Source organism: Bradyrhizobium sp. Ai1a-2, from assembly GCF_000426245.1.
In the GTDB taxonomy this organism is placed as follows: Bacteria; Pseudomonadota; Alphaproteobacteria; order Rhizobiales; family Xanthobacteraceae; genus Bradyrhizobium.
In genome coordinates this window covers 1-26,205 of sequence record NZ_AUEZ01000037.1, presented here as the reverse complement: position 1 = coordinate 26,205, position 26,205 = coordinate 1, and the positions used below count along the sequence as shown (strand labels likewise).

Annotated in this window: 24 protein-coding genes; 14 read left to right on the top strand and 10 right to left on the bottom strand. The window is 63.2% G+C overall.

The features are described 5' to 3' along the window. Positions 1–90: 90 nt before the first annotated feature. Positions 91–402, bottom strand: a complete 312-nt coding sequence (locus K288_RS0122805) for a hypothetical protein (protein ID WP_027581645.1) — start codon at positions 400–402, stop codon at positions 91–93. Between the two features lie 150 nt (positions 403–552). On the opposite strand from K288_RS0122805, the gene K288_RS0122800 reads away from it, so the two are divergent. Then, the gene (locus K288_RS0122800; protein WP_027581644.1) at positions 553–1,200 is read left to right on the top strand and encodes a response regulator; all 648 of its coding nucleotides are present in this window, start codon (positions 553–555) and stop codon (positions 1,198–1,200) included. 109 nt (positions 1,201–1,309) lie between these two features. Here the strand turns inward: K288_RS0122800 and K288_RS0122795 are convergent, their stop codons facing one another. Together K288_RS0122795 and K288_RS0122790 are read right to left on the bottom strand one after the other, a co-directional pair. Continuing rightward, on the bottom strand, positions 1,310–4,438 hold the full coding sequence (locus tag K288_RS0122795) for a PAS domain S-box protein (RefSeq protein ID WP_027581643.1): 3,129 nt from the start codon (positions 4,436–4,438) through the stop codon (positions 1,310–1,312). Between the two features lie 285 nt (positions 4,439–4,723). Further along, positions 4,724–5,443, bottom strand: coding sequence for a GntR family transcriptional regulator (locus K288_RS0122790; RefSeq protein WP_051334674.1), 720 nt, complete (start codon positions 5,441–5,443; stop codon positions 4,724–4,726). 112 nt (positions 5,444–5,555) lie between these two features. Here K288_RS0122790 and K288_RS0122785 point away from each other — a divergent pair, with 112 nt between their 5' ends. From K288_RS0122785 to K288_RS0122760, 6 genes are all read left to right on the top strand, one after another. Continuing rightward, positions 5,556–6,563 carry an ABC transporter substrate-binding protein gene (locus K288_RS0122785; RefSeq protein WP_051334683.1) on the top strand — a complete coding sequence of 336 codons (1,008 nt, stop codon included), beginning with the start codon at positions 5,556–5,558 and terminating at the stop codon, positions 6,561–6,563. 4 nt (positions 6,564–6,567) lie between these two features. Next, positions 6,568–7,332: an ABC transporter ATP-binding protein gene (locus K288_RS0122780; RefSeq protein WP_027581640.1), complete on the top strand. Its 765-nt coding sequence runs from the start codon at positions 6,568–6,570 to the stop codon at positions 7,330–7,332. 11 nt (positions 7,333–7,343) lie between these two features. Continuing rightward, positions 7,344–8,207 carry an ABC transporter permease gene (locus K288_RS0122775; protein ID WP_027581639.1) on the top strand — a complete coding sequence of 288 codons (864 nt, stop codon included), beginning with the start codon at positions 7,344–7,346 and terminating at the stop codon, positions 8,205–8,207. Beyond that, positions 8,204–9,943, top strand: coding sequence for an L-arabinonate dehydratase (gene araD, locus K288_RS0122770; RefSeq protein WP_027581638.1), 1,740 nt, complete (start codon positions 8,204–8,206; stop codon positions 9,941–9,943). The genes K288_RS0122775 and araD overlap by 4 nt, the downstream gene beginning before the upstream one ends. 177 nt (positions 9,944–10,120) lie before the next feature. Beyond that, a complete protein-coding gene (locus tag K288_RS0122765; protein ID WP_027581637.1) occupies positions 10,121–10,840 on the top strand; it encodes a ribonuclease activity regulator RraA in 720 nt (239 codons plus the stop codon). Positions 10,841–10,945: 105 nt separating this feature from the next. Continuing rightward, positions 10,946–12,388, top strand: coding sequence for an aldehyde dehydrogenase family protein (locus K288_RS0122760; protein ID WP_043160467.1), 1,443 nt, complete (start codon positions 10,946–10,948; stop codon positions 12,386–12,388). A gap of 252 nt (positions 12,389–12,640) precedes the next feature. Here the strand turns inward: K288_RS0122760 and K288_RS46280 are convergent, their stop codons facing one another. The 6 genes from K288_RS46280 to K288_RS0122730 form a co-directional block, all read right to left on the bottom strand. Continuing rightward, a complete protein-coding gene (locus K288_RS46280) occupies positions 12,641–13,135 on the bottom strand; it encodes a flavin reductase family protein (RefSeq protein WP_084799696.1) in 495 nt (164 codons plus the stop codon). A 261-nt stretch (positions 13,136–13,396) separates the two neighbouring features. Then, positions 13,397–15,514, bottom strand: a complete 2,118-nt coding sequence (locus K288_RS0122750; RefSeq protein WP_027581635.1) for a S9 family peptidase — start codon at positions 15,512–15,514, stop codon at positions 13,397–13,399. A gap of 163 nt (positions 15,515–15,677) precedes the next feature. Continuing rightward, on the bottom strand, positions 15,678–16,865 hold the full coding sequence (locus K288_RS0122745) for an aminotransferase class V-fold PLP-dependent enzyme (RefSeq protein WP_027581634.1): 1,188 nt from the start codon (positions 16,863–16,865) through the stop codon (positions 15,678–15,680). 74 nt (positions 16,866–16,939) lie between these two features. Continuing rightward, positions 16,940–17,773 carry an LssY C-terminal domain-containing protein gene (locus tag K288_RS0122740; protein WP_027581633.1) on the bottom strand — a complete coding sequence of 278 codons (834 nt, stop codon included), beginning with the start codon at positions 17,771–17,773 and terminating at the stop codon, positions 16,940–16,942. A gap of 41 nt (positions 17,774–17,814) precedes the next feature. Beyond that, a complete protein-coding gene (locus K288_RS0122735; protein WP_027581632.1) occupies positions 17,815–18,540 on the bottom strand; it encodes a thermonuclease family protein in 726 nt (241 codons plus the stop codon). A 163-nt stretch (positions 18,541–18,703) separates the two neighbouring features. Further along, complete coding sequence (locus K288_RS0122730) at positions 18,704–20,431, bottom strand: hypothetical protein (protein ID WP_027581631.1); 1,728 nt, start codon at positions 20,429–20,431, stop codon at positions 18,704–18,706. A gap of 385 nt (positions 20,432–20,816) precedes the next feature. Here K288_RS0122730 and K288_RS0122725 point away from each other — a divergent pair, with 385 nt between their 5' ends. Next, a complete protein-coding gene (locus K288_RS0122725; protein WP_027581630.1) occupies positions 20,817–21,653 on the top strand; it encodes a caspase family protein in 837 nt (278 codons plus the stop codon). Between the two features lie 109 nt (positions 21,654–21,762). On the opposite strand, the gene K288_RS0122720 is transcribed toward K288_RS0122725, so the two are convergent. Continuing rightward, positions 21,763–22,650 carry an HlyD family efflux transporter periplasmic adaptor subunit gene (locus tag K288_RS0122720; RefSeq protein WP_027581629.1) on the bottom strand — a complete coding sequence of 296 codons (888 nt, stop codon included), beginning with the start codon at positions 22,648–22,650 and terminating at the stop codon, positions 21,763–21,765. 169 nt (positions 22,651–22,819) lie between these two features. On the opposite strand from K288_RS0122720, the gene K288_RS0122715 reads away from it, so the two are divergent. From K288_RS0122715 to K288_RS0122675, 6 genes are all read left to right on the top strand, one after another. Next, a complete protein-coding gene (locus tag K288_RS0122715; RefSeq protein WP_027581628.1) occupies positions 22,820–23,053 on the top strand; it encodes an AbrB/MazE/SpoVT family DNA-binding domain-containing protein in 234 nt (77 codons plus the stop codon). Further along, positions 23,050–23,454 carry a PIN domain-containing protein gene (locus tag K288_RS0122710; protein WP_027581627.1) on the top strand — a complete coding sequence of 135 codons (405 nt, stop codon included), beginning with the start codon at positions 23,050–23,052 and terminating at the stop codon, positions 23,452–23,454. The genes K288_RS0122715 and K288_RS0122710 overlap by 4 nt, the downstream gene beginning before the upstream one ends. Before the next feature lie 84 nt (positions 23,455–23,538). Continuing rightward, positions 23,539–23,799, top strand: a complete 261-nt coding sequence (locus K288_RS0122705; protein WP_027581626.1) for an AbrB/MazE/SpoVT family DNA-binding domain-containing protein — start codon at positions 23,539–23,541, stop codon at positions 23,797–23,799. Further along, the gene (locus K288_RS46275; protein WP_043160476.1) at positions 23,796–24,092 is read left to right on the top strand and encodes a PIN domain-containing protein; all 297 of its coding nucleotides are present in this window, start codon (positions 23,796–23,798) and stop codon (positions 24,090–24,092) included. The genes K288_RS0122705 and K288_RS46275 overlap by 4 nt, the downstream gene beginning before the upstream one ends. 1,147 nt (positions 24,093–25,239) lie before the next feature. Continuing rightward, positions 25,240–25,857, top strand: coding sequence for an ATP-binding protein (locus K288_RS0122680; RefSeq protein WP_160168995.1), 618 nt, complete (start codon positions 25,240–25,242; stop codon positions 25,855–25,857). Positions 25,858–25,941: 84 nt separating this feature from the next. Continuing rightward, positions 25,942–26,205 (top strand): transposase (locus tag K288_RS0122675; protein ID WP_043160474.1); only part of this gene is annotated, 264 nt, incomplete at its 3' end.

Here is a 26,205-nt window from a genome sequence, read left to right as displayed (position 1 = left end):
TCTAGAGCTTCGGTTCTGATTCAATCAGAACCGAAAACGCTCCAGAGAATCCAGGGCTTCGGTGCTGATTCCATCAGAACCGAAAATGCTCTAGTTCAGCCGGCGCTCCATGGCCTTCGCCTCGAGCAGGAACTCGAGGGCCGCGCCAAGGCCGGAGTTGCATGCCTTCAGCGCCGCCCCCGCTTTGGCGTAGCGGGGCGTGATGTCATCAAGCACGACAATCTCGGCGTCGGCGGCATCAGCGGACGCAAGCGAGGTCTCGCAGGCGATCGCGCTCTCGATCCGAAACAGGCTCGCCTGCACCTGCCCGATCAGGCACATCAGGTCGGAGACGATGGATTGATAGGCGTCGTTTCCGTCGAAGGCCTCGGTGGCGATGTCCTTTTCTGCGGCTTTCTGCATGCGCATTCTCCACGGGACCCCATCTTTAGGGAACGCGGTGCTACTTGTGCGTTAAGCCGCCGTCCCGTACAAATACGGGCCGATACGATGCGATGTCGATCGGAGTCATTGTTTCGGTTGCAGGTTTCACCACTCAGGGACGCATGACCCATGGCTGAGAGTGCCCCCTCCCGCGGGGAGATTTTCGTAGTCGACGACGATCCAGCCGTCCGCGACACGCTTTCGATGGTTCTGTCCGCAGCCGGCTATCGGGTGATCTGTTTTGCCGACGGTGCCGCGCTGTTGTCGGTGGCGCGAAGCAGGACGCCGTCCTGCATCCTGCTCGACGTGCACATCCCCGGCAAATCCGGCCTCGATATTCTGAGGGAACTGCACGGCGAGGATTATCCGGCGCCGATCTTCATGATCTCGGGACAGGGCGACATCGCGATGGCCGTCAGCGCCATCAAGAACGGCGCGCTCGACTTCATCGAAAAACCGTTCCGCGGCAGCGAAATCGTCGCTCGCCTCGATGAGGCGATCGGCGCCTTCACGCGGCGGCAGGCGGACAGTTCCGCGTCACCGATTTCGACGCTGCATTTTCCGGGACGCGAGCCATTGACGCGGCGCGAGCGCGAGGTGCTGGAACAATTCACGGCGGGCGCTTCCAACAAGGAAGCGGGACGTCACCTCGGCATCAGCCCGCGCACGATCGAGGACCACCGCGCCAACATCATGAAGAAGCTCGGCGCTCGGAATGCCGCCGACCTCGTGCGCATCGTGATGACCGCGCAGCAGCAACAGCAGCGCTCGGCCTAGCCGTCGTCCCCGCGAAAACGGGGACCCATAACCACAAGTGCTGGTTGTGACGCAAGCAAGGGGCTGCAGCGGAGCAAACCACAAGCGCCTGTGGTTATGGGTTCCCGCTCTATCCGCTCAGCGCCTTGCGGATCATGCTCGCCATGTCCGACTTGCGATAGGGCTTCGCCAGCAAGAGCACGCCCTCGTCGAGCCGGCCGTGATGGATGATGGCATTCTCGGTATAGCCCGAGGTGAACAGCACCTTCACGTCGGGCTTCAGCTTGTGGATCTCCTCGGCGAGCTGGCGGCCGTTCATGCCGGGCATGATCACATCGGTGAACAAGAGGTCGAACAGCCGGTCGGCGCGCGTGATCGCGAGCGCCTCCGCCGCGTTTGCGGCATCCAGCGTGACATAGCCGAGCGAGTGCAATTGCGTCAGCACATAGTCGCGCACCAGCTTGTCGTCCTCGACGACGAGGATGGTCTCGTTGCCGCCCTCGAGCCTGCCTGCGAGCGTCGGCTCGATCGTGGCCGTCGCGCGGGTCGCAGGCGGCAGGTACATCCTGACCGTGGTGCCGTGGCCTTGCTCGCTGTAGATCTTGATGTGCCCCGCCGACTGCTTGATGAAGCCATAGACCATGCTCAGGCCGAGGCCGGTGCCCTTGCCGGGACCTTTCGACGTGAAGAACGGATTGAACACCTTGTCGATGATGTCGGAGGGGATTCCGGTGCCGGTGTCGCTCACCGCGATCATCGCATAGCGTCCCGGCCGGACGTCGCCCTGCAGTTTGGCGTAGGTCTCGTCGAGGAAGACGGTGCCGGTCTCGAGCACGAGCTTGCCGCCGTCAGGCATCGCATCGCGGGCGTTGAGCGCCAGGTTGAGGATCGCGGTGACGAGCTGGTTGGGGTCGACGATCGCAAGGCAGGTCTCGTCCTCGAAGATCGATTCGATCTCGACATGCTCGCCGAGCGTTCGCTGTAACAGCTTGGTGGTTTCGACGATCAGCAGGTTGACGTCGATCTCGCGCGGCTCCAGCGGCTGCTTGCGGGCGAATGCCAGCAGATGCTGGGTGAGCTCGGCGCCGCGCGCGGCCGCTTCGTCGATCATCTTGGTGATCGCGGCAAGCTGCGGCTCGTTCTTCACCGCGTCGGCCAGGATCTCGATCGTACCGGTGATGACGGTGAGGATATTGTTGAAATCATGCGCGATGCCGCCGGTGAGCTGGCCGACGGCCTCCATCTTCTCCGCCTGCCTCATGCGTTCCTCGGCGGCGATCTTCTCGGTGAGGTCGCGGACGAAGCCGTTGAACACGAAACCGTCGCGGGTCTTCAGCGCAGCGATGCTCAGTTCCGCGGTGAACTCGGTGCCGTCGCGCCGCCGTGCCAGCACCTCGCGGCGCGGCTGTTGCAACTGCACGCCGCCTGATTGCAGGAAGAGCGCCAGCGCCGCCTTCAGCGGGCCGTCCGGCCGGCCCAGGAGCTGGAATACGTTCTTGCCGAGCGCCTCCTCGCGGGGCCATCCGAACAGGCTTGCGGCTTGCGGATTCCAGTAGCGGATGACGCCCTTCTGATCGATCTGCACGAAGGCGTCGAGCGCGCTGTTGATGATGCCGCGCGCCAGTTGCTCGCTCTCGAGCAAATTCTCCTGCGCCTTGCGGCATTCGGTCATGTCGCGGGCAGTCTTGCAGATGCCGATGATGGCGCCGGATGCCGATTTGATCGGCGAGATCGAGAGCGATACCTCGACCGGCGTGCCGTTCTTGCGCAGCCGTACGGTCTCGTTGTTCGCGATCGTCTCGCCCCCGCCGATCCGGCGGAGTTCGTCGTCTGTCTCCCAGGTGCGGTCGGGCGGCACGAGCAGCGAGATGTGCCGGCCTACCGCTTCCGCCGCGGTGTAGCCGAACAGCCGCTCGGCGGCCGGATTCCAGCCGGTGACGATGCCCTCCAGCGACTCCGTGATGACGGCGTCGTTGGCGGACTCGACCGCGGCGCTGAACAGGCGCTCGCGCCCGGCGAGGCGGTCGCGCGCGGCTTCGGTGCGCAGATGCTCGACCACCTCGCGCTCGAGCGCAACTGTCTTGGCGTTCGCCTCGTTGATGACGCGCACGAAGGCGCGCGCCAGCACGCCGGTCTCGCCCGGTGCGTCGACCGGAATAGCGTCCGTGCCCTTCTGGGCGACGCCCTCGATCGCCGCCGTCAATTGCTTGATCGGCCGCATCAGCGACCTCGCGATCAGGATCGCCATTCCTGCCGCGGCCAGCACGGCGAGCAGGCCGACCACGATCGAGCTGTTGCGGATGGTCGCCGCCGGCGCCATGAACACCGCGTTGGGAACCGTCTCGATCACCGCGATCCATTGATTGTCGACAAGCAGCACGGGCGCCAGCGCCACGCCGTTCGGCCGTCCGCCGGCACCTTCGACCATGCGCGAGAAGCCCTGCGGCGCACCCAGCGCCGACGCCAGATAGGGGAAGTCGCGCCGCCAGTCGGCTCCCGTTCCCGGCTGCCCGCCGAATTCGCGCGCCCGGTCAGGATGGACGAGGTAGTTGCCCTGGCCGTCGACCACATACGCCGTTTCGCCCGAGCGCACAGAGCCCCGCGCGCGCTCCAGCTCGCTGCGCATGTCGATCTCGATCAGGATGATCCCGAACGGCTTGCCGTCGCTCGCCGGCACCGTCGTCGCCACCCGCAGGATCGGCGCCGGCTGCGCTGCGCCGGCATCCTTGTCCAATTCGACCGGCGAGACGTAGATCCCGCCGACGCCAAGTGCGAGCGTGTTGCGGAAATAAGGCGCATCGCCGGCGCGAGGCAACTCCGCTTCCGGCACGGCGCGAACCGCGCCATTTGGCCCCGCACGGTCGACGCGGACGATTTCCCGTCCGCCATCGGCAACGCCGATAAAGCGCAGCCGCGCATATGCCGGCTTGATCGCAAGCTGCGCAGCGAGGCGGCTCTCCAGCCGCTCCCGCCACAGCGCCTCGCTGACATGATCGACCGGATCCGTCCCGTCATTGAGACGGGCCCGCATCATCCCGGTCACCGCGGCGAAATCGCGGAAGATCACGATATCGGTGCGCGCGCTGTCGGCATAGGTGGCGAGGTCGCCCGCGACGAAGCGCGAATGCGCCTCGATCCGGTCGAGCACGCGCGGCACGATCGCCAGTTCCAGGTTGCGATAGCTCAGCCACGCGACCGCGCCCACTGCGATCGCAACCAGCGCAATCATCGAGATGGCGAGCCTGGTTGTGAGCGTCATCTGTGCGGCTGCAGCCTTCCTCCGTCCGGACCAGGCGACGGGGCCTTGGAGTTGCGGCCAAGCCTGGCACAGCCGATGCTAGAACATGATCCGGAAAAGTGGAAACCGGTTTTCCGGATGGTCGCCAACCGCTCTTCTCCGCAATCCAGCAACGGCACGTTGTTGATTTTCCTGAAACCGGCCGGTTTATGCAACCGGTTCCCGCGCCTCTCGGCTCGGCTTGGTTTACGCATTTTTATGGGTCGCTGCGGAGCCGGAGCGGTTTTCGCTCGCCGGCGCCGCAGATCAGTCGTTGAGGTAGTGCGGATGCCGCGCGCGGATATGCGCGATCTCGCTCAGCGTCCCCGACAAATGGGTTCGCAGATGTTTTTGCGCCTCCTCCGGCTCGCCGCCGGCGATGGCCTCGGCGATAAGCTTGTGATGGCGGACGATATCCTGCGCCTTGCCGGGCGAGGGCAGATGCAGCCGGCGCAACCGGTCGATATGCCCGCTGCGGCTGCGTATGAGGGTCCAGATCTCTTGCTTGTCGGCGGCCTCGTATAGCTGCGCGTGGAACTCGTTGTCGGCGGCCATGAATTTCTCGAAGGCGCCGGCCTTTGCAAACTGCTGTTGCCGCGCGATGGTGGAGTTGAGCTGGGCGACGAGCGCCTCGTCCGGTTTCAGCGCGAGCATGCGCACGATCTCCAGCTCGAGCGCCTGGCGCAGGAAATGTGCCTGCTGCGCGCGGCGCACGTCGATCCGGCTGACGACCGTCGCATATTGCGGGAATACCTCGACGAGACCTTCCTCCTCGAGCCGCTTCAGCGCATCGCGGATAGGCGTCGAGGACACCCCGAACTGTTCTGCCAGCGCGGCGCGCGACAGCGGTGAGCCCGGCGGCAGTTCCAGCGCGATGATCATGCCGCGAAGGCGCTCGAACACCTGCGGCGCCGCCTGACGGTCGCGGTCGAGCAGCCCGCTCGATCGCGGGACGACACGACGCTGGCCGATGACGGGTTGACCCATTTGAATTGCCGCTATGCCCGGCGAGAGGCTTGCCAAAGATACACTAATACATTAGTGCATCTCCCCAAAGTGGTCAATCCGCAACCCTCAGAGGAAGCGCGTAATGAACAGGATGATATGGCGGACGCTTGCGAGCGCCGTCGTGGCGATCGGTTTGGTGCAAGGATCGGCGGCGCTGGCGCAGCAAAAGACGGAAATCGCCCTCTCGCGGCAGCCGGGCATCTTCTACATTCCGAGCCACATTATCGAGAAGCAGAAGCTGATCGAGAAATACGCCGCTTCGCTTGGCGTGCCCGGCGTCACCACCAAATGGCTGACATTCTCCAGCGGCGGCGCGCAGACCGATGCGCTGCTTGCGGGCGGCGTCGACATCCTCAACACCGGCACCGGCAATCTCTTGCTGCTATGGGATCGTACCCGCGGTGGCGTGAAAGGCATTGTCGCCACTTCTGCGCAGCCGATGACGCTGATCAGCCGCGATCCCAACATCAAGTCGCTGAAGGATTTTGGGCCGAACGATAAAATCGCGTTGCCGACGGTGAAGGTCTCGACGCAGGCCATCGTGCTGCAGATCGCGGCAGGCGAGTTGTTCGGCGCGGATCAATGGTCGAAGCTCGATCCCAACACCGTCCAGCTCGGCCACCCCGATGCCTATGCAGCAATGTCCAATCCGCAGCATGAGGTGCACAGTCATTTCTCGATCCCTCCTTATACCTTCCTTGAGTTGAAGAATGTGCCGGGCGCGCATGTCGTGCTGAACTCGCCCGACGTGATGGGCGGCCCGCTCAGCCAGGCGCAATTCTTCACCACGACGAAATTCGCCGACGCCAATCCAAAAATCATCCAGGCCGTGCGGCTGGCGACCGAGGAAGCGCATGACCTGATCCGAAGCGATCCCAAGCTCGCGTTCGAAATCTACAAGGAGATCACTGGCGACAAGACGTCAGTTGAAGATCTGCAGGCCTGGCTGAAGGAACCCGGCATGATGGAGTGGAATCTGGAGCCGCAGGGCACCATGAAATTCGCCAATCATCTCTTCAAGACGGGCACGCTGAAGACGCAGCCCAAGGCGTGGACCGACTATTACCTGCCGGTCGCGCATGACCTGAAGGGCAGCTGATCCCATGGCGCCACTCCTTGACGTCTCCGACGTGACGCTGCGCTACAAGACGTCGAGCGCGGTCATCACAGCGACCGAACGCGTCTCCTTCACGGTCGATCGCTCCGATCGCTTCGTGCTGCTCGGGCCGTCCGGCTGCGGCAAATCCACGCTGCTGAAGGCGGTCGGCGGGTACTTGCAGCCCAGCGAGGGCAAGATGCGGATTGACGGCCGCGAGATCGTCGAGCCGGGCGCCGATCGGATGATGATCTTTCAGGAATTCGATCAGCTCCTGCCGTGGAAAACCGTGCTGGAGAATGTGATGTTTCCGCTCCTGACGGCGCGGCGGCTACCTCGCAAGGAAGCCGAGGCGAAGGCGCGGGCCTATATCGAGAAAGTCGGGCTGACGCGCGTGGTCGATGGCTATCCGCACACGCTGTCTGGCGGCATGAAGCAACGCGTCGCGATCGCGCGCGGCATGGCGATGGAGCCGGACATTCTCCTGATGGACGAGCCGTTCGCGGCGCTGGATGCGATGACGCGTCGGACCTGCCAGGACGAATTGCTGCTGCTCTGGTCCGAGACCAAATTCACCGTGCTGTTCGTCACCCATTCAATCGCGGAAGCTATCAAGATCGGCAACCGCATCCTGCTGCTGTCGCCGCATCCGGGGCGGGTGAAGGCCGAGGTCGCAGATGTCGACCGCGTCTCCAGCGAAGACGGCAGCGCTGCGCGGCTGGAGAAGCAGATACACGATCTGCTGTTCGCCGATGCGGCAACCGCACATTGAGGAGGGGCGCGATGCGAGAGGCAACCATCCTGCTGCGCGAGGGCAATGCAGTGGCCGCGCCGGCGGCAAGCGAGGTCGAGCGCAAGCTGAGTGTGTGGGAGTTGCTCTGGAACGACGGATTTGTGCGCAAGGGGCTCATCATTGTTCTCCTGGCGGCAGCCTGGGAAGCTTACGGTCTGTTGCTCGACAATCCCCTGCTGTTCCCGACCTTCCATGACACCGTCATCACCATGTTCGAGAAGGTGCGCGACGGCACTATCCCGATGCGGGCCTGGGCGTCGCTAAAAGTCCTGTTTATGGGTTATTCCGCCAGCATCGCCCTGGCCGCGATCTTGACCATCCTCGCGATCTCGACCCGCATCGGCACGGATTTCCTCGAGACGATCACGGCGATGTTCAACCCGTTGCCGGCGATTGCGCTCTTGCCGCTTGCACTGATCTGGTTCGGGCTTGGCAATGGCAGTCTTGTGTTCGTGCTGATTCATTCCGTTCTCTGGCCGGTGGCGCTCAACACCCATTCGGGTTTCAAGAGCGTATCCAACACGCTGCGCATGGTCGGCCGCAATTATGGTCTGCGCGGACTGCCCTATGTGGCGCGCATCCTGATCCCGGCGGCTTTCAGTTCGATCCTGACCGGGCTGAAGATCGGTTGGGCCTTTGCCTGGCGCACGTTGATCGCCGCCGAACTCGTGTTCGGGGTGTCGTCTGGGCAGGGGGGCCTCGGCTGGTACATCTTTGAGAACCGCAACCTGCTCGACATTCCTGCCGTGTTCGCCGGATTGTTGACAGTGATCATCATCGGCCTGATCGTCGAAAACCTGATCTTCCGTACAATCGAGCGAAACACGGTCCAGAAGTGGGGCACCCAGACATGAGCGACAAGACGAAACGCCCCGACCAACTCCGCAGCGCGCGCTGGTTCGCGCCCGATGATTTGCGCGCCTTCGGCCACCGTTCGCGCGCCATGCAGATGGGCTACGCGCCGGAGGAGTGGAAGGACCGGCCGGTGATCGCGATCGTCAACACCTGGTCGGACGCCCAGCCCTGCCACATGCATTTCAAGAGCCGGGTCGACGACGTCAAGCGTGGCGTGTTGATGGCCGGCGGCTTTCCGATGGAGCTGCCGGCGCTGTCGCTGTCAGAATCGCTGCTCAAGCCGACCACCATGCTCTACCGCAACATGCTGGCAATGGACGCGGAGGAGCTATTGCGCGGCCATCCGGTTGACGGCGTCGTGCTGATGGGCGGCTGCGACAAGACCACGCCGGCGCTGTTGCTCGGCGCCACCTCCATGAACCTGCCCACCATCTATCTGCCGGCCGGCCCGATGCTGCGCGGCAACTGGAAGGGCCGCACGCTGGGTTCGGGATCGGACGCCTGGAAATATTGGGACGAGCGGCGCGCGGGGAAGATTTCCGATGATGACTGGGTCGACATGGAAGCCGGCATCGCCCGCAGCTACGGTACCTGCATGACCATGGGCACCGCCTCCACCATGACCGCGATCGCCGAATCGGTCGGCATGACGCTGCCGGGCGCCTCCTCGATTCCGGCGGCGGATGCCGGTCATATCCGCATGGCGTCCGAATGCGGCCGCCGCGTCGTCGAGATGGTCTGGGAGGATCTGACCCCGCAACAGATCCAGACGCGGAAAGCGTTCGAGAATGCGATCACGGTCGCGATGGCGATGGGCTGCTCGACCAACGCGATCATCCATCTGATCGCACAGGCCCGCCGCGCCGGTCAGGACATCTCCCTCGACGATTTCGAGAAGGCCAGCCGCGAGGTGCCTGTCATCGCCAATGTCCGACCGAGCGGCGATCTCTATCTGATGGAAGATTTCTTCTATGCCGGCGGCCTGCCGGCGCTGATGAGCCGGATCAAGGATCATCTGCATCTCGACTGCCTGACCGTCACCGGCAGGACGTTGGGTGAGAATATCGCCCGCGCCGAAGTCTATAATGACGATGTCATCCGCGACGTCGCGAACCCGATCTACAAGGAGGGAGCGCTCGCGGTGCTCAAGGGCAATCTCGCCCCCGACGGCTGCGTGATCAAGCCCAGCGCCTGCGAGCCACGCTTCCTGAAGCATTCAGGTCCGGCGCTGGTGTTCGACGATTACCCCGCGATGAAGAAGGCGGTCGACGATCCCGATCTGGACGTGACGGCCGATCATGTCCTGATCCTGCGCAACGCCGGGCCGCAGGGCGGGCCGGGCATGCCGGAATGGGGCATGCTGCCGATCCCGACCAAGCTCGTGAAGCAGGGCGTGCGCGACATGGTGCGGATCTCGGACGCGCGCATGAGCGGCACCAGCTACGGCGCCTGCATCCTGCATGTGGCGCCCGAAGCTTACGTCGGCGGCCCGCTCGCGCTGGTGAAGAACGGCGACCGCATCACGCTCGACGTCGCCGCCCGCAGCATCACCCTCGATGTGCCGGAGCAGGAGCTCGAGCGCCGCCGCGCCGCCTGGAAGCCGCCGGAGCGCCGCTACGAGCGCGGCTATGGCTGGATGTTCTCGCGCCATATCAAGCAAGCCAATGAAGGCTGCGATTTCGATTTTCTTGAAACCGGTTTCGGCAAGCCGGTCGACGAGCCGTCGATTTATTGACGCGGTGCTCTTCACCTCTCCCGCTTGCGGGAGAGGTCGGCGCGTCAGCGCCGGGTGAGGGCTCTCTCCCCACGACGAGTCTTCGTCGCGGAGGCACCCTCACCCCGCCCTCTCCCGCAAGCGGGAGAGGGAGCCCAGCGTCCATCCCGGAATGACAAGAGAAAGAGGGCGAACACCATGCCACAACTCAGCGACGCCACCCGCAACAAGCTGAAAACCATCTCCACCGCCACCGTTGCTACCGCGCTCTACAAGCGCGTCCTCCGCATCCAGTGCATCCAGGACGTGCACCCCTTGAGCCGGGACCAGCCGACCATGGTCGGCGAAGCCTTCACGCTGCGCTACATGCCGGCGCGCGAGGACCTCAACAAGCTCGAGGTGTTCCGTGACCATTCGCATCCGCAGCGCAAGGCGATCGAGGATTGCCCGCCCGGCGCGGTGCTGGTGATGGACAGCCGCAAGGATGCGCGCGCCGCCTCTGCCGGCGCTATCCTGGTGACGCGCTTGATGAAGCGCGGCGTTGCCGGCGTCGTCACCGACGGCGGCTTTCGCGACTCCGCTGAAATTGCCGGGCTTGGCTTTCCCGCCTATCATCATCGTCCGAGCGCGCCGACCAATTTGACGCTGCACCAGGCGATCGAGATCAACGTGCCGATCGGCTGCGGCGACGCGCCGGTGTTTCCCGGCGATGTGATCCTTGGCGATGCCGACGGCGTCATCGTCATCCCGGCGCATCTTGCCGACGAGATCGCCGAGGAAGCCTTCGAGATGACCGCATTCGAGGATTTCGTCGCCGAGGAAGTCCGCAACGGCCGCGGCATCTTCGGCCTCTACCCCGCCACCGATCCGCAGACATTGACCGATTTCGCGGCGTGGCGGAAAAGGAACGGACGCTAGATCCTTTTGTTGGAGCATGATCGCCGGGCAAACGTTTCCGGATCGTGCTCTAATCCAGTTCTCAAGCATCGTCGGCACCAAGCCCGATCAAGACGGAGGAAAGCCATGCTGATGTTCAACAATCTGATCGACGGCGAATGGATGTCGGACGGCGCGCGCTCGCCCAACGTCAATCCATCCGATACCAACGACATCGTCGGCGAGGCCGTGCGCGGCACCCGCGCCCAGCTTGATGCTGCGGTCGCTGCCGCCAAGGCGGCATTCCCCGCATGGTCGCGCGCGACCCCGCAGGTCCGCTACGACATCCTCAAAAAAGCGTCCGATGAGATTCTGGCGCGCAAGGATGAGCTGGGCCGTCTGCTGTCGCGCGAGGAAGGCAAGACCTTGCCCGAGGGTATCGGCGAGGCCGCGCGCGCGGGGCAGATTTTTGCGTTCTTTGCCGGCGAGTGCCTGCGCATGGCCGGCGAGAAGCTTTCGTCCGTGCGGCCCGGCGTCGACGTCGAGATCACCCGCGAGGCCTTGGGCGTCGTCGGCCTGATCACGCCCTGGAATTTCCCGATCGCGATTCCGGCCTGGAAGATCGCGCCCGCGCTCGCCTATGGCAACTCGGTCGTGATCAAGCCGGCTGACCTGGTGCCGGGCTCGACCTGGGCGCTGGTCGATATCCTGCAGCGCGCCGGCCTGCCCAAAGGCGTGCTCAACCTCGTGATCGGCCGCGGCTCCGAGGTCGGCGCCGCGCTGCTCGAACATCCCGATGTCACCGCGATCAGCTTCACCGGCTCGGTGGCGACCGGCCAAAAGGTCGCCGCGGCCTGCGTGGCGTCGCGGCCGATGAAGAAGTTCCAGCTCGAGATGGGCGGCAAGAATCCGCTGGTCATTCTCGATGACGCCGACTTGAAGGTCGCGGTCGAATGCGCCGTCAACAGCGCGTTCTTCTCCACGGGCCAGCGCTGCACGGCGGCCTCGCGCCTGATCGTCACCAAGGGCATTCATGACAAGTTCGTCGCCGCGCTCACCGAGCGCCTGGGCGGCCTCAAGGTCGACGATGCCCTGAAGGCCGGCACCGACATCGGTCCCGTGGTCGACCAGAGCCAGCTCGATCAGGACCTCAAATATCTTTCGATCGGCAAGGACGAGGGGGCGAAGCTGGTGTTCGGCGGCGATCGGCTGAAGCGCGATGCGCCCGGCTTCTATCTGCAGCCGGCGCTGTTCACCGAAGTGACCAACAAGATGCGGATCGCGCGCGAGGAAATCTTCGGACCGGTCGCGGGCGTCATTCGCGTCAACGACTACGCCGAGGCGCTGGCCACCGCAAACGATACCGAGTTCGGTCTCTCGGCCGGCATTTGCACCACCAGCCTGAAATACGCCAGCGACTTCAAGCGCAACGCCGAGGCCGGCATGGTGATGGTCAACCTGCCGATCGCCGGCGTGGACTATCACGTCCCGTTCGGCGGCCGAAAGGGCTCGAGCTATGGTCCGCGCGAGCAGGGCAAATACGCGGCCGAGTTCTACACGACGGTGAAGACCGCCTATACGAATCCGTAGAGCATGATCCGATCGGGCTGAATCTTCACCTCTCCCGCTTGCGGGAGAGGCGTAGGCCGCCTTGGCGGCCCGTACTTAAAAAACGCCGAAGCGAAGCTTCGGCTATGGCGTAGCGCCGGGTGAGGGCTCTCTCCACTCGGGGAGTCCCAATGCGGAGATACCCCCACCCCAGCCCTCCCCCGCAAGCGGGAGAGGGAGCGCAGCTTCATCGTGGCTGCATTAACCTGATCGGCTCAGGCTCTAGTCGCGCCGCTACAGCATCTCCGGCTTGAACAGTTTGCGATATTTGCGCGTGTTCTCGCCGGAGATCATGAACTCGCCGTCGCCACGATAGTGGATCGTCTTCGGATATTTGGGCGAGGTCGCGACATGCGCCTTCACCACCTCCAGCACGAACAGGCTGTATTTCTTGATCAGGCTTGAATCGATCAGCCGGCATTCGAAATTGGCGTAGCACTCCTCGATCAACGGCACGCGCACCTGCTCGCCTGGCTTCGGCGTCAGGCCAAACTCGGCGAACTTGTCGATGTCACGTCCGGAGCTGTTGCCGATCTTCACGACCGTCGGCGCCAGCTCGACAGTCGGCACGTTGATCACGCACTGTTTGCTGCGGCGGATCAATTCGAAGGAGTGATTGGCGTCCCAGATGTAGCAGCCGATCAGCGAGGGCTGAAACTCCATGATCATGTGCCAGCCCATGGTCATGATGTTGGTCTCATTCCGGTGCGCGGAGGAGACCAGCACGATCGGCCCCGGCTCGAGAAAGCGGCGAACGTTATCGACGGGGAAATCCGTCTTGGTGTAGCGGCATCAGCCGTCCTCACAATCGTCGCCGTCGTTTTGTGCTTCAAACTCCGCCGTCGTCCCGGCCAAGCGAAGCGCGAGCCGGGACGACGGTGCGGCGAGAGCGGAGAGGCATTTCAGGATTCGTAGCCCGGATGGAGCGCAGCGTAATCCGGGGTTGCGTCCGCGCGTGCGAACCCCGGATTTCGCTGCGCTCCATCCGGGCTACGATATCTTCGCTTCCGCCATCCCTACCGCCCACAGCGCGAAGGCGTAGACGATCGCGACCTCATCGAGACGGTTGAAGCGGCCCGATGCGCCGCCGTGTCCCGCGCCCATATTGGTGCGGAGCAGCACCGGACCGCCGCCGGTCATGGTCGCGCGCAATCGCGCGATCCATTTCGCCGGCTCCCAATAGGTGACGCGTGGATCGGTGAGGCCGCCCATGGCGAGGATCGCGGGATAATCCTTCGCCGCGACATTGTCGTAGGGCGAATAGGACAGGATAGTGCGAAAGTCCTTTTCGCTCTCGATCGGATTACCCCATTCCGGCCATTCCGGCGGCGTCAGCGGCAGCGTGTCGTCGAGCATGGTGTTGAGTACGTCGACGAAGGGCACTTCGGCGACGATGCCGCCGAACAATTCGCCGGCGCGGTTCGCGACCGCTCCCATCAGCATGCCGCCGGCCGAGCCGCCATGGCCGACGATGCGTTTCGTGCTCGTGTACTTTGCCTCACACAGCGCGCGGGCGGAGGCCGCGAAATCATCGAAGCTGTTGGTCTTCTTCTCGCGCTTGCCATCGAGATACCAGCCCCAGCCCTTGTCGGCGCCGCCGCGGATATGCGCGATCGCATAGACGAAGCCGCGGTCGACCAGCGACAGGCGGTTGGTGCTGAAGGACGCGGGCATCGCCATGCCGTAGGAGCCGTAGCCGTAGAGCAATAGCGGCGCCTTGCCGTCGCGGACGAAATCCTTGCGGTGCAGGATCGAGACGGGGACCTGCGCACCGTCATGCGAGGTCGCCATGATGCGCGTGGTGACGTAGTTGGCCGGGTCGTGGCCGGAGGGGATCTCCTGGCGCTTGCGCAGCACCCGTGTCCGCTTCGTCATGTCGTAGTCGTAGACTTCCGACGGCGTCGTCATCGACGAATAGGAGAAGCGGAGATTCGTCGTCTCGAACTCGTAGGAGCCCATGGTGTCGAGCGAGTAGGCGGCCTCATCGAAGGCGATCGCATGCTCCTCGCTGGTGGCCAGATCGCGGATCACGATTGCCGGCAGCGCATTGGCGCGCTCCAGCCGCACCATGTGGCCAGAGAAAAGTTCGAGGTCGATGATGTAGATGCCCTCGCGATGCGGGATCAGGTCGCGCCAGTTCTTGCGCTCCGGTGAGCCAAGCGGCGCCGTCACCACCTTGAAGTCGATCGCGCCATCGGCATTGGTGAGGATGAACAGTTCGTCGCCGAGGTCGGCGATTGAATATTGCACGCCCTCTTCGCGCTCGGCGATCAGCCGCGGCGGCGTCTCGGGAGTGGCGAGATCGATCAGCCGCTGTTCCGAGGTCTCATGATCGCCGCCCGCGATCACGCAGAAGCGCCCGCTCGCGCTCTCATGCAGATGGGTGAACCATCCCGAATCCTGCTCTTCGTATATCAGCGCGTCCTCGGCCTGCCTGGTGCCGAGACGATGGCGCCAGACCTGCATCGGGCGATGATTGTCGTCGAGCTTGACGTAGAAGAAGCTCTTTGCGTCCGCGCTCCAGACCACGCCGCCATCGGTCTCCTCGACGATGTCGTCGAGATCGGCGCCGGTTGCCCAGTCGCGCACACGGATCGAGAAATATTCCGAGCCCTTGGTGTCGGCGCTCCAGGCATGCAGCCTGTGGTCGGGCGAATGCCGGCTGCCGCCGAACCTGAAATAGTCGCGGTCCTTTGCGAGCTCATCGCCGTCGAGTACGAAATGCGCCTCGCCGCCGTCGCGCGGCATGCGGCCGAACATCTCGTGCTGTCCGCCGTCACGGAATTTGCGGAAATAAGCGAAGGGACCATCGGGCGAGGGGACGCTGGAATCGTCCTCCTTGATCCGCCCGCGCATCTCGGCGACCAGCTTCTTCTGCAATGGCGTGGTATGGCCGAGCAGGCTCTCGGTATAGCCGTTCTCTGCTTCGAGATAGGTGCGGATGTCGGGATCGAGGATCGAGGGATCGCGCAGCACCTCCTGCCACCTCGGATCCTTCAGCCAGGCATAATCGTCGGTTACGGTGATGCCGTGCCGCGTGAAGGAATGCGGCCGTCGCGGCGCGACGGGCGCAGGGTGGGCAGGTTTCTTGCTGGCGGATTGGTCCACTCGGTCCTCGTTCCGTTTCAAAGGCTATGCCTTATATCGGGACGCAGGCGAGGATTGCCAGATGCGCGAACCGTAGCCCGGGTGGAGCGCAGCGCAACCCGGGGTCTCCCACCACCTGTAGCGACGGTCCCGGGTTACGCTGCGCTTCACCCGGGCTACAAAGTCAATCGGCTCCGACGCTCTCGCCGAGCCACTCGATCGCGGCCTCGGTTCCACCCTTGCCATGGGGAATGCCGAGCGCGTTCAGCGCGACCTCGACCACGCCGAGCGTGCCCAGGATCATCGGCGCGTTGACATGGCCCATATGGGCGATGCGGAAGGCCTGGCCCTGCAGGTCGCCGATGCCGGTGCCGAGCACGACGCCGCATTTCTCCTTGCAGTAGCGTTGCAGCGCCGCCGGGTCATGGCCGTTCATCGTGACTGTCGTCACCGTGTTCGAGCGCTCAGAGGGTTCAGTGATGTTGAAGCCGAGCACCTGTCCCTCGGCCCAGACTGCCACCGCGCGCCGCACCGCTTCCGCGAGCAGGCGATGGCGCAGATGTGCATTCTCCAGTCCTTCGGCGGTGAGCATGTCGATCGCCTTGCGCAAGGCGAACAACAGATGCACCGGCGCGGTGCCGGCATATTTGCGATAGTGCTCGGTGCCTCCGCGCTCGGTCCAGTCCCAATAGGGCGTGCGCAGATTGGCGCACTTGTGCACTTCCTGCGCGCGGGCGTTCGCGGCAACGAAGCCGAGGCCCGGCGGCGTCATCAAGCCCTTCTGTGAGCCGGACATCGCAACGTCGATGCCCCAGGCGTCCATCTCGAACGGCATGCAGCCGAGCGAGGCCACGGTGTCGACCATGAACAGCGCCGGATGGCCGCTCGCCTTGATCGCCTTGCCGATCGCTTCGATGTCGTTATAGGCGCCGGAGGCGGTGTCGACCTGCACCGCGAGGATCGCCTTGATCGCGTGCTCCTTGTCGCGCCGCAGCCGTTCTTCCACTTCAGCGGGCCGGATCGCGCGGCGCCAGTCGCCCTTCAACACTTCGACCTCGGCGCCCATCGCGGATGCGGCAAGACCCCAGCCGATCGCGAAGCGGCCGCTTTCCAGCACCAGCACCTTGTCGCCGCGCGACAGCACGTTCGAGAGCGTCGCCTCCCAGGCGCCATGGCCGTTGGCGATATAGATGTAGGAATTGCCCTTGGTGGAGAACAGCTTGGAGAGATCGCGCAGCAGGCTCTCGGTCAATTCGACCATCTCTGCCGAGTAGATATCGAGCGCCGGGCGATGCATCGCCTGCAGCACCTCGTCGGGCATCGTGGTGGGTCCGGGGATGGCCAGAAATTCCCGGCCCGCGCGAACGGTCATTGTTGGCTTCCTGCTTGATCTGCCTTGCACACGTGGATGCAGGGATTGGCTGCAAATTTCAACCCACAGAGGCGTTATTTTCCGATCGCATTGGCGACTGCATGCCAGATCTGATCCTTGATCTCGACCGCGGGCGGGCTCGGGATCGTCGTCGCCGGGCCATCGCGCGGTTTGCATGCTTCGACCAGCGTCAGGATCCAGATTTCGCCATCGGTGTAATAGAGGTCACCGCCGCCATTGCGGCCGGCGATCGTCGGACCAATGCCGGTGACCTGATATTTCGCGGTCACCATGCGGGCCGTTTCCAGATCGGAGGCGAGCAAGGCCCGCTCGGCATCGAGATCGGGACCGATGTGATGCGTGATCGCACCGGTATAATGGCTGACGCCGACGCTGCGATCTTGCGTGGCGGCGCCGAGCCACACCGGCCGGCCCTCCTCGCCCTTGTCGAGCACCTGCCAATAGCGGACATGGTTGCGGCGATCGGCGCTGTTTCCGATCGGCTTCTCGAACGCGAGGTCTTCGCGGCGGCCGAGATAGAAGAGATTGCTGACCGGCGCGTCGCGGTAGGGGCGGTCGAGCAGCACGCTGCCGACGATCTCGATCGACGATTTCAGCGTGATCGGATCGGCGGGGTACCAGCCGGCGGCGTGCATGGCGCAGACCACGTCATACTTGTCGCCGATCAATCCGATGTTCATGGGATCGCCGGGAATCCCCTGCGCGGTGCGCGTCACCATGGGCAGGTTGGCGAGGCCCTTCTGGTGCTCGTGATGGGTCCAGAGCGCCGGCAGCACGAGATAGGCGGCAAGCGCATAGATCGCGACCGTCACCGCCAGCAGCAATTGGATGCGCCGGACCCGTCCCCGCCGCGCCGAAGGTTGTGCCTTGTCGTCAAGCTCTGTCACCGTGCCGCGCTCTCAAACGGAGGTTGCGCAGCCAGTCTAACCTATCGCCTCGTCTCGCGGCAGCCTGCGGCTTCCGCTTCTTCGACCGAGCAGAACCAGCGCGTACCCTTGGCGATCTTCATCTGGATCTTGGCGTACCAGCGGCTTTGCGGCGTGTGGAAGATGCATTCGCCCGAAGTGTTGACGTTGCCCTTGATGGTGCAATCCGGTGAGGGCGCGACCGGGCCGGATGCGGAAGCGAGCAGGATGTTGCGCGCGTTCTCCGGCGGCTTCACCGCGCCGAGGATCGGCGTCTTCTTGTTGCGGATGCGCCAGTCCCAGGGCGCGATGAAAGCGCCCTGCCACATCCCGGCCTTGGCCTCGCGCGCGGCTTTCTCGTCGGCCTCATAATCGTGCGTCAGGCGCGTATAGGCGAGCGCCCAGCCATTGGCGACCAGCCATCTCTGGATGTCCTGCCCCTCGACTTCGCAGCGGGCCACAACGCGGCCGCGGCGGTCGGTCGTGCGGGGATGGCAGGTCCAGCTTTTGCCGCCGGCATGCTTGATCAACTCGTCGCGCGCGGCGACCCCGCAGGTCCAGCGCTCGCCGTGGGTGTTGAGGCAGAGCTGGTCAGTGGAAGGCGCGTCGATGCCGCCGAGCCGGATGCGAGTGCTGCCGATCTGGATCTGGTCGCCCTCGCGGATCTTCGGCACGCCGGTGAGCTCGGCGGCCTGCGCCAGCGCGGGCGACAACAGCAGGAGGGTGGCGGTGAGGAGCAGGGATCGCATCGGCAAGTTCACGGATTGGTGACCCGATTGTGCGGAGATTCGAGCAGGCAAACCAGTAGCGCGAACGCCGCAGCCATTTCAACTTCGCGTCATCGGGTGGCGAATGGCGAATAGGGAGTGGCGAGTAGGGGAAGGTCCGACCATGCCCCACATTCTCCATTCGCTATTCGCCACTCACCATTCGCTTCCGTGCCAGCGCCAGCGCCATCAGCACGAAGGCCGAGGTCACCTCCGGCCCGCCCACCAGGATCCGCGTCGGCGTCTTCATCTTGTTCCACTCATAGGCCTTGTACGGGGAGCGCCCGCCGCCTTCGCCGAAGCTCGCGACGACGCAGTGCAGCGCCGGCGTGAACGTTGCGACCTCGGCGCCGAGGTGCGCCAGCGCCATCAGCGCCAGCGCGGCGTCAAACGCGTTCATCTCATAGGCGATCAATTCCTGCTGCACGTAGAGCAGCACCTGCGCGCGGATCATCGCGAACGCCCCGGTCGGATCGATCACGCGCTGCGCCGCCAGCGGCAGCGCGATGAAGGCGGCGTAGCAGCGGCCGAAATAGGCGCAATAAAGCTCCGGCAGGTAGTAGATATGCGAGCGCGGATTCCTGAACGCGCCGCTTTCCACCAGCCGCCGCTGGAAATCGATGATGCGGTGCACCGTCTCCAATCGCTGCGGCGTCTCCAAAATCCGCCAGCGCTTGAGGTTGCGGAAGCTGACTTCGAGGATGTCGAGATTGAGCGTAGGATCGAGGTCGTTGCCGTAGGGACGGTCGCCGGCGAGATTGTCGATCCAGGTGACGACGCCGCCCTCGTAATCGACATTGTCGTTCAGCGGCACGGTGACGCGCGGCTCGTTCGCGCCACTCCGCACCTGGTAGCCGCGATAGAAATCCAAAAGCGGCTGCTTGAGGATCGGATGCTCGCTGCCGGCCTGCGTCGCCGCCGAGAACGAGCAGGCGGTGGTGTCACAGTCAGGCACATAGATGCCGAAGCCGAGATCCTGCTTGATATGGGCAAAGAAGCGCGAGAAGCGCGGATGCGGCAGAGGGGCCAGCGCCGTGATCACATTCACCGTCGAGCCGTCGTGCGAGGGCACCTCCTCGGCGCTGACCGACAGGCAGAAGTCGACCATGTCGGCGATCGCCCCGCGCGCGGCGCTGGTCTCCGCGCTCGAGGCGAGCCCGGTCTCGATGAAGCCGAGCAGCGCCTCGGTGAAGAACGCATCGTAATAGGCCGAGCGGTGGCGGATCTGCATCGGCTGCCACATCGGCTCGGCGATCCCGCGCCAGGGCGGGTTGATCAGCGCGCGCGCCGGCGAATGCGCGATGAAGATGCGCGCGAGGTTGAACAGCAATGTCGAATTCTTGTAGCCGCGCGAGTTCAGCCCGGTCAGCGCCATCGACAGTTCGCGCCCGCCCATGTCGGCATCGCCGATCAGGTTGAACGCCGCATAGGTCGGGATGAAGCCGTTCTTGGCATACGCACGCAACAGATGCGCGCCGCAGGCCCGGATCACGCGCTCGATCTCGGCGGCCGCGGGCGCCTGCGCCGGAGCCGCGGCTGCGGGCTGAGGATGCCGCACGTCGATGTCTTCCATCAGCGCGGCGACAGGCGCGCCGATCGCCATCCAGTCCGGCGCCTCGGCGTCGCGCGCCTCGCGCAGCGCTGCCTGCAGCGCGCCGAGCCGCGCGTTGTCGCGGAGCGCCGACAGGCCGGTCCGCCGCAGCAGGCCGCGTAGTGCCGGATTACCGATCGCGGTCCGGTAGAATTTTCCCAGATGCGCATCGCCGCCGCGATATTTCAGCAATAGGGGATCGCAGACGTCATAAAGCGACGGCCCGTCCTTCCGGACCGTCAGCGACCGGCATACCGCCCCCGCAATGTCATGAAAGCCCATGCGACCCCTTTCTGGCACGCATGATCTTCTCGCGAGGCCGGGAACCGGCCTCGGCCCGAAAAAATCCTGCGCTATCCAAGGAGGCCCCACCCAGAAGCCCCCCAAACCTTTGAATCGCAGCACAAAATCGCGCAAAACACAAATGTGATGTTAGTCACATACATTGCCGCGTTTTGGCACAATCCTACCTCCGGTGCATTACGGATAAGGCTGGAGGGGCGAATCAGGTTGCCCCGGAAGGCTTCGCAGGTTAAGGGTTTCTGTGTTGCGGCGCCGCAAATTGAGCACAATCTGACGGCACTCGATCAGGCAACCCCTAAAACCACAGACGGCTTTGACGCGACTATACAGTCGCGCCTTGGTCAACGATTGGGATCAGAAACGCATGAAGCTCAGGCAGCTTTCCCTTTCCCACCGCACGTTCATCGTCGCCGCCGCCTGCGTTGCGATGGTGTCGCTGGCGATCGGTGCGCATGCTGCGCTGAACAAGCGGCCGCTCGAAGCCCCCAAGGTTGTCACGACCGAGCAGGGCGGCGTGCCCGCCCAGTCGTCCCGCGTTGCGCTGATCATCGGCAACGGCCATTACCCCGACGCGAACCATCCGCTGCAGCAGCCGATCAACGATGCCCGCGACCTGGGCGCGGCGCTGCGGGCGAGCGGCTTCGATGTCGACGTGGTCGAGGACGCCACCAAGGACGACATGAGCCGCGCCGTCGACCGCCTGAAGGCGAAGGTCGGGCCGGACACCGTGGTGATGCTGTTCTTCGGCGGCTTCGGCGTGCAGGCCGGCAGCGAGAGCTTCATGCTCCCGGTCGACGCCGCGATCTGGAAGGAATCCGATGTCCGCCGCGATGGCCTCAGCGTCGAGCGGATCCTGAGCGCGATGGACGAGAAGGGCGCGAAGGCCAAGCTCGTGGTGCTCGATGCCTCCCGCCGCAACCCCTATGAGCGCCGCTTTCGCTCCTACAGCCACGGCCTCGCCCCGATCAGCCCGCCCGAGAACACGCTGGTGATATCATCGGCAACGCCGGGCAAGGTCATCGACGAGCCCAAGGTCGCCAACAGCGTGCTGGTCTCCGAGCTCCTCACCAATCTGAAGACCCAGCCCGGCATCGAGTCCGCCTTCAACAAGACCCGCGTCTCGATCTCCCGCTCCAGCGAAGGCGAGCAGGTCCCCTCCGTCTCCTCCTCGCTCCTGGAAGACATCCGCATCGGCGGGTGAGATTGGCGAATAGCGGTCGGCGAGTAGCGAATAGCGAATAGGGAAGAAGTCAGCCACTTCCTTCGCTATTCGCCACTCCCTATTCGCCCATCCTGCTATTCGCCACTCGCTATTTCGCTTCCGCCATCACCGGCCGCACCGGGTCGCCCTCGCGCAGCAGCGCGCCGGCGCGCGCCACCACGATGTCGCCTTCCTGCACGCCGTTGCGGATCTCGACCTGGCCGGCCTGCATCAGCCCGGTCTCCACCCGCCGTGTCTCGACGCGGTCGTGCTTGACCACCTGCACCACGGTGCCGGCGGAGCCATAGAGGATCGCGGTCAGCGGCAGCGCGACGCCGCAGCTCTGCCCGGTCTTGATCTGCGCGCGGCCGGATGAATTCACCAGCAGCCGCCGGGGGGCGTTGATGCCGACGACCACCTGGCCGAGCTGGCTGTTCGGCTCCACCGTCGGCGCCACGCGCCGCACCTTGCCGTCCATCTCGCCGGCGCCGATGACCGTGATCTGCGCCGTCTGGTTCGGCTGCAGCTTGCCGAGATCCCGCGTCGGCACCATGCCGATCAGGTCGAACTCGTTGCGCGCGATGATCGAGAACAGCGCCTCGCCTTTGCCGCCGGCGATCGTGCCGACGATCGCGCTCGAGGTCGAGATCGTCCCCGCCACGGGCGCGGTGATGTTGAGCTGCCCGCCCTCCGGCAGGTTCAGCCGCGCCAGCTGCTGCCCCGCGGTAACATTATCCCCCGGGTCCGCCATCACCTCCGCCACCTTCAGCCCGAACCGCTCGGGGCGCACCTGCGTCTCCTCCCGCGGCATGATGATCCCGGACACCTCGACGATATTGCCGAAGCAGGTTTTCGAGGCTTTGAGCACGGTGACCGTGGCGCCTTTGGGGGACTCGGGCTCCTCGGCGGCGAGGGTGGGTTGGGCAGAGAGGAGAAGCGCCGATCCAAGCAGCAAAGTTGGCAATTTCGCCAAAACATCGTGCGCGCGAGGCATCATCTGCGTTCCACTGCGAAAATCGGGCCGCTATCGATATCAGATGACCGTCGCGCCAGCCAAGCGGCGCACCGTTCTCGCCGTCCGCGGGGTGTCGCGGTTGAACACTTGAAGGCGGGTGCGGATCCTTTATATGATCTACATGCTGAAAATGTATATGGTGGAGGCGGCAATGCAGGTTTCGAGATGGGGTAACAGCCTTGCGGTGCGCCTGCCCAAGGCGCTGGTCGATCAACTCGGCCTCAAGGAGGGCGACGAACTCCGCGTGGTCGCCGCCAAGGCCGGCACGATCGAGGTCGAAACCAGGGAAGCTCAGCGCCGCCGCGCGCTTGAACGGATGGCCGCGCGCAACTGGACGCTCCCCGAAGGCTATCGGTTCGATCGCGACGAGGCCAACGCGCGGTGAGCGCTTTCCTCGACACCAACATCCTGATCTACGCCCAACAGACCGGTCCCAAAGCCGACCAGTCGCGCGCCTTGCTGGCCCAAGGCGGCAAGCTCAGCGTCCAGGTGCTCAATGAGTTCACCGCGGTCGCGCGATGCAAGCTGCAGCACGATTGGGACGATATTTCCGACGCCATCTCCGACATCCTTACTGTGCTCGATCCTCCACTCGCGCTGACATTCGAACTCCACGTCTTGGCGCGAACGCTTGCCGAAGAAAATCGTCTGTCCTTCTACGACGCCCTGATCGTCGCAGCCGCGATCGAGGCCGGCTGTGCGACCGTCTACAGCGAGGACATGCAGCACGGCCGCGCCATCGGCGGGGTAAGGATCATCAATCCGTTTGTTGAACGCACGGCGTAAAGCGTGCGGGTTTTTGGTCCTTGAACGCGCCAAGCGAACCGCGACATATACCACGAGTATCTATCAAAATCGGAGAGGCGGATCATGACTGCAACCGCCAAATTGTTCATGCATGGCCGCAGCCAGGCCGTGCGCTTGCCCAAGGAGTTTCGTTTCGAGGGCAGCGAGGTGCGTGTCAGCAAGATCGGCGACAAGGTGATCCTCGAGCCGATCAAGAAGCCGCCGATTGATCTCGACAAGTTCTGGGCCGAGCTTGACGCGCTCGGGGCGAAGGACTTTCTGCCCGACGGCATCCCGGACGAGCCGCCGGCCGAACCGGATCCGCGCGTCTTCTTCGACGAATGATCTGCCTCGACACCAACATCGTCATCTGGATCTTGAACAGGCGACATTCATCGCTTCGCCATCGGCTCGGAGAGCAGATACGGGCCGGCACTCCGGTTGCGCTGCCGGTCGTCGCGCTCTTTGAGATGCGCTATGGCTTCGCCAAGAGCGGCCGGCGCGAGCACAACGAACGCCTGCTCGAGCGGTTTCTTGATCTGGGCATCGATGTTCTCCCGTTCGAAACCGACGATGCGATGCATGCCGGCGAAATCCGTGCCGACCTGGAAAGCAAAAGCACGCCGATCGGCCATTAGGACTATCTGATCGCAGCCTCATTTCCGCGTTCTTCAACCCGAACCGCTCGGATCGAACCTGCATCTGCTTCCGTGGCATGATGCTACCGCACGCCTCGATGATATTGCCGAAGCAGTATTCGACGCGCTTTTAGCAGCATGACGATGGCGCCCTTCGGGCCACGCTTGATGGTCGGTGCGGTAGCAAAATTGCTAGTCGATCGACGGTTGAGGATTGAAACGATGTTTTGGTTGCTACTGTTAGATGAATCGCTTTGAATTCGAGCAGGCAAGTTGGGGGAAACTATGGAAGGTCTTTCGAAGGCTGAAGAACGGGCATTTGTTGCAACTCAATACATTCCATTTGCGATACAGCTTCATGAGGTACGGCGATCCGTAAAGCAAATTCTGGATTTATTCGGCAGGAATAGCTTCTTTGCGGAGTATACTGTTCATGATTTCTCACATGTTGAAGCTATGCTGGAGGATCTCGAATGGATTATTCCTGAATCGACCAAGGAAGTTATGACCGCAGCCGATTGGCTATTGATCACACTAGCAATCTATTTTCACGATCTTGGCCTAATAGTTACCGAAGAGGAGTTTCAAAATCGAGATGTGGCCAACTTCGACGAATTCTGCAACGGAGTGTTGTTCAAGCACAACGACGGCAAGGATTATAGGCAGAAAGTCGAGGCCTTGGGGAAGGAGCGAGCTGAGCGATTTTTTTATCAAGAGTTTGTTCGTTTCAATCATGCCAAGAGAGTGCGTGCCTGGATTGAGGGCAGGGCAGCAACTGAGTTGGGTTATGCAAGGGCGCAAGCCGTAGAACTTGATCGGTTGCTCAGTGGCCTCGACTCCGAATTTCGGAGAGATTTAGCTAACGTTTGCGAAAGCCACAATCTAGATGATCTAGATGATCTTCAGAAGTATCGACCCTTTCGTCCCTACGGACGCACTCCCCCAGAGACAGCGAATGTTCTTTATGCAGCAGTCATTCTACGCACGGTCGATCTTCTACAGATAACGAGGCAGCGGGCGCCATCTGTTATGTTTAGGATGATCAATCCGACCGATCCCATTAGTCAGATCGAATGGACGAAGCAAAACGCAGTAAGAGGGATCTCCAAAACCAGCATTGGACAGGACAGGAGCCGCAACGTCGGACGTGCAGTCAAATACGATCGCCGTTTATGCCAAATTCGACAACGAGAACGGGTTCTTTGGTCTCACATCGTATCTCAGTTACGCTGCAAAGCAGCTAGAATATTCGTATGGCGCTGTTCAGAGAGCAAACGCTGCTACGGTCAACAAGCTAGTCTTTCCTTGGCGCGAAATCGACGACTCGGAGGTCGAAGCAGTTGGCTTCATTCCCAGTCCATTCGAGTTCCATATCGATCAGGCCAGAATACTCGATCTTCTTACGGGGCACACGTTATACAATGATAGCTCCGTTGCTATTCGCGAGCTAGTACAGAACGCGATCGATGCGGTGCGACTCCAAGCTGCAATGGATGCGGTAGATTCTGAAGTTTCAGGTAAGATTCTGATTACTTGGAACTCGCAAGATCTGACTTTGTCCGTTCAGGACAATGGCACCGGCATGACCCAGGACATCATTGTTAATCATCTTCTGAACGTGGGCTCATCTCGGTATCAAGATGCAAAGTTTAGAGAGACTTACCCCAATTTCTCCGCGATCAGCCGATTCGGCATTGGGGTATTGTCTACCTTTATGGTGGCCGATAGCGTTCAAATAGTCACATTCCATAAGGATGAACCGTAAGCGTAGCGCAGAGGCCCGTCGGATTGTTTGTGCGGGGTCTTAAGAGCACCGTTAGAAGAGTCTTCTTCAGCAAGGGTGCTTACAATGGACGACCATTCGGATGACATAAGACGACCGTTGTCGCCGCGTATCGAAGTGTATGCTGGCGCAGGTCGCAAGCGGTGGCCGGATGATTTGAAGGCACAGATTGCCGCGGAAAGCCTCGAGCCGGGGGCGGTTGTCACAGACGTCGCCCGTCGCCATGGCTGCCGGCCCCAGCAGGTGCACGACTGGCGGCGCCGGGCGCGTTTGGGCCAGTTGGTGCTGCCGGCTTCGGCGGAGCCGCTGTCGTTCGTGCCGGTGGTGTCG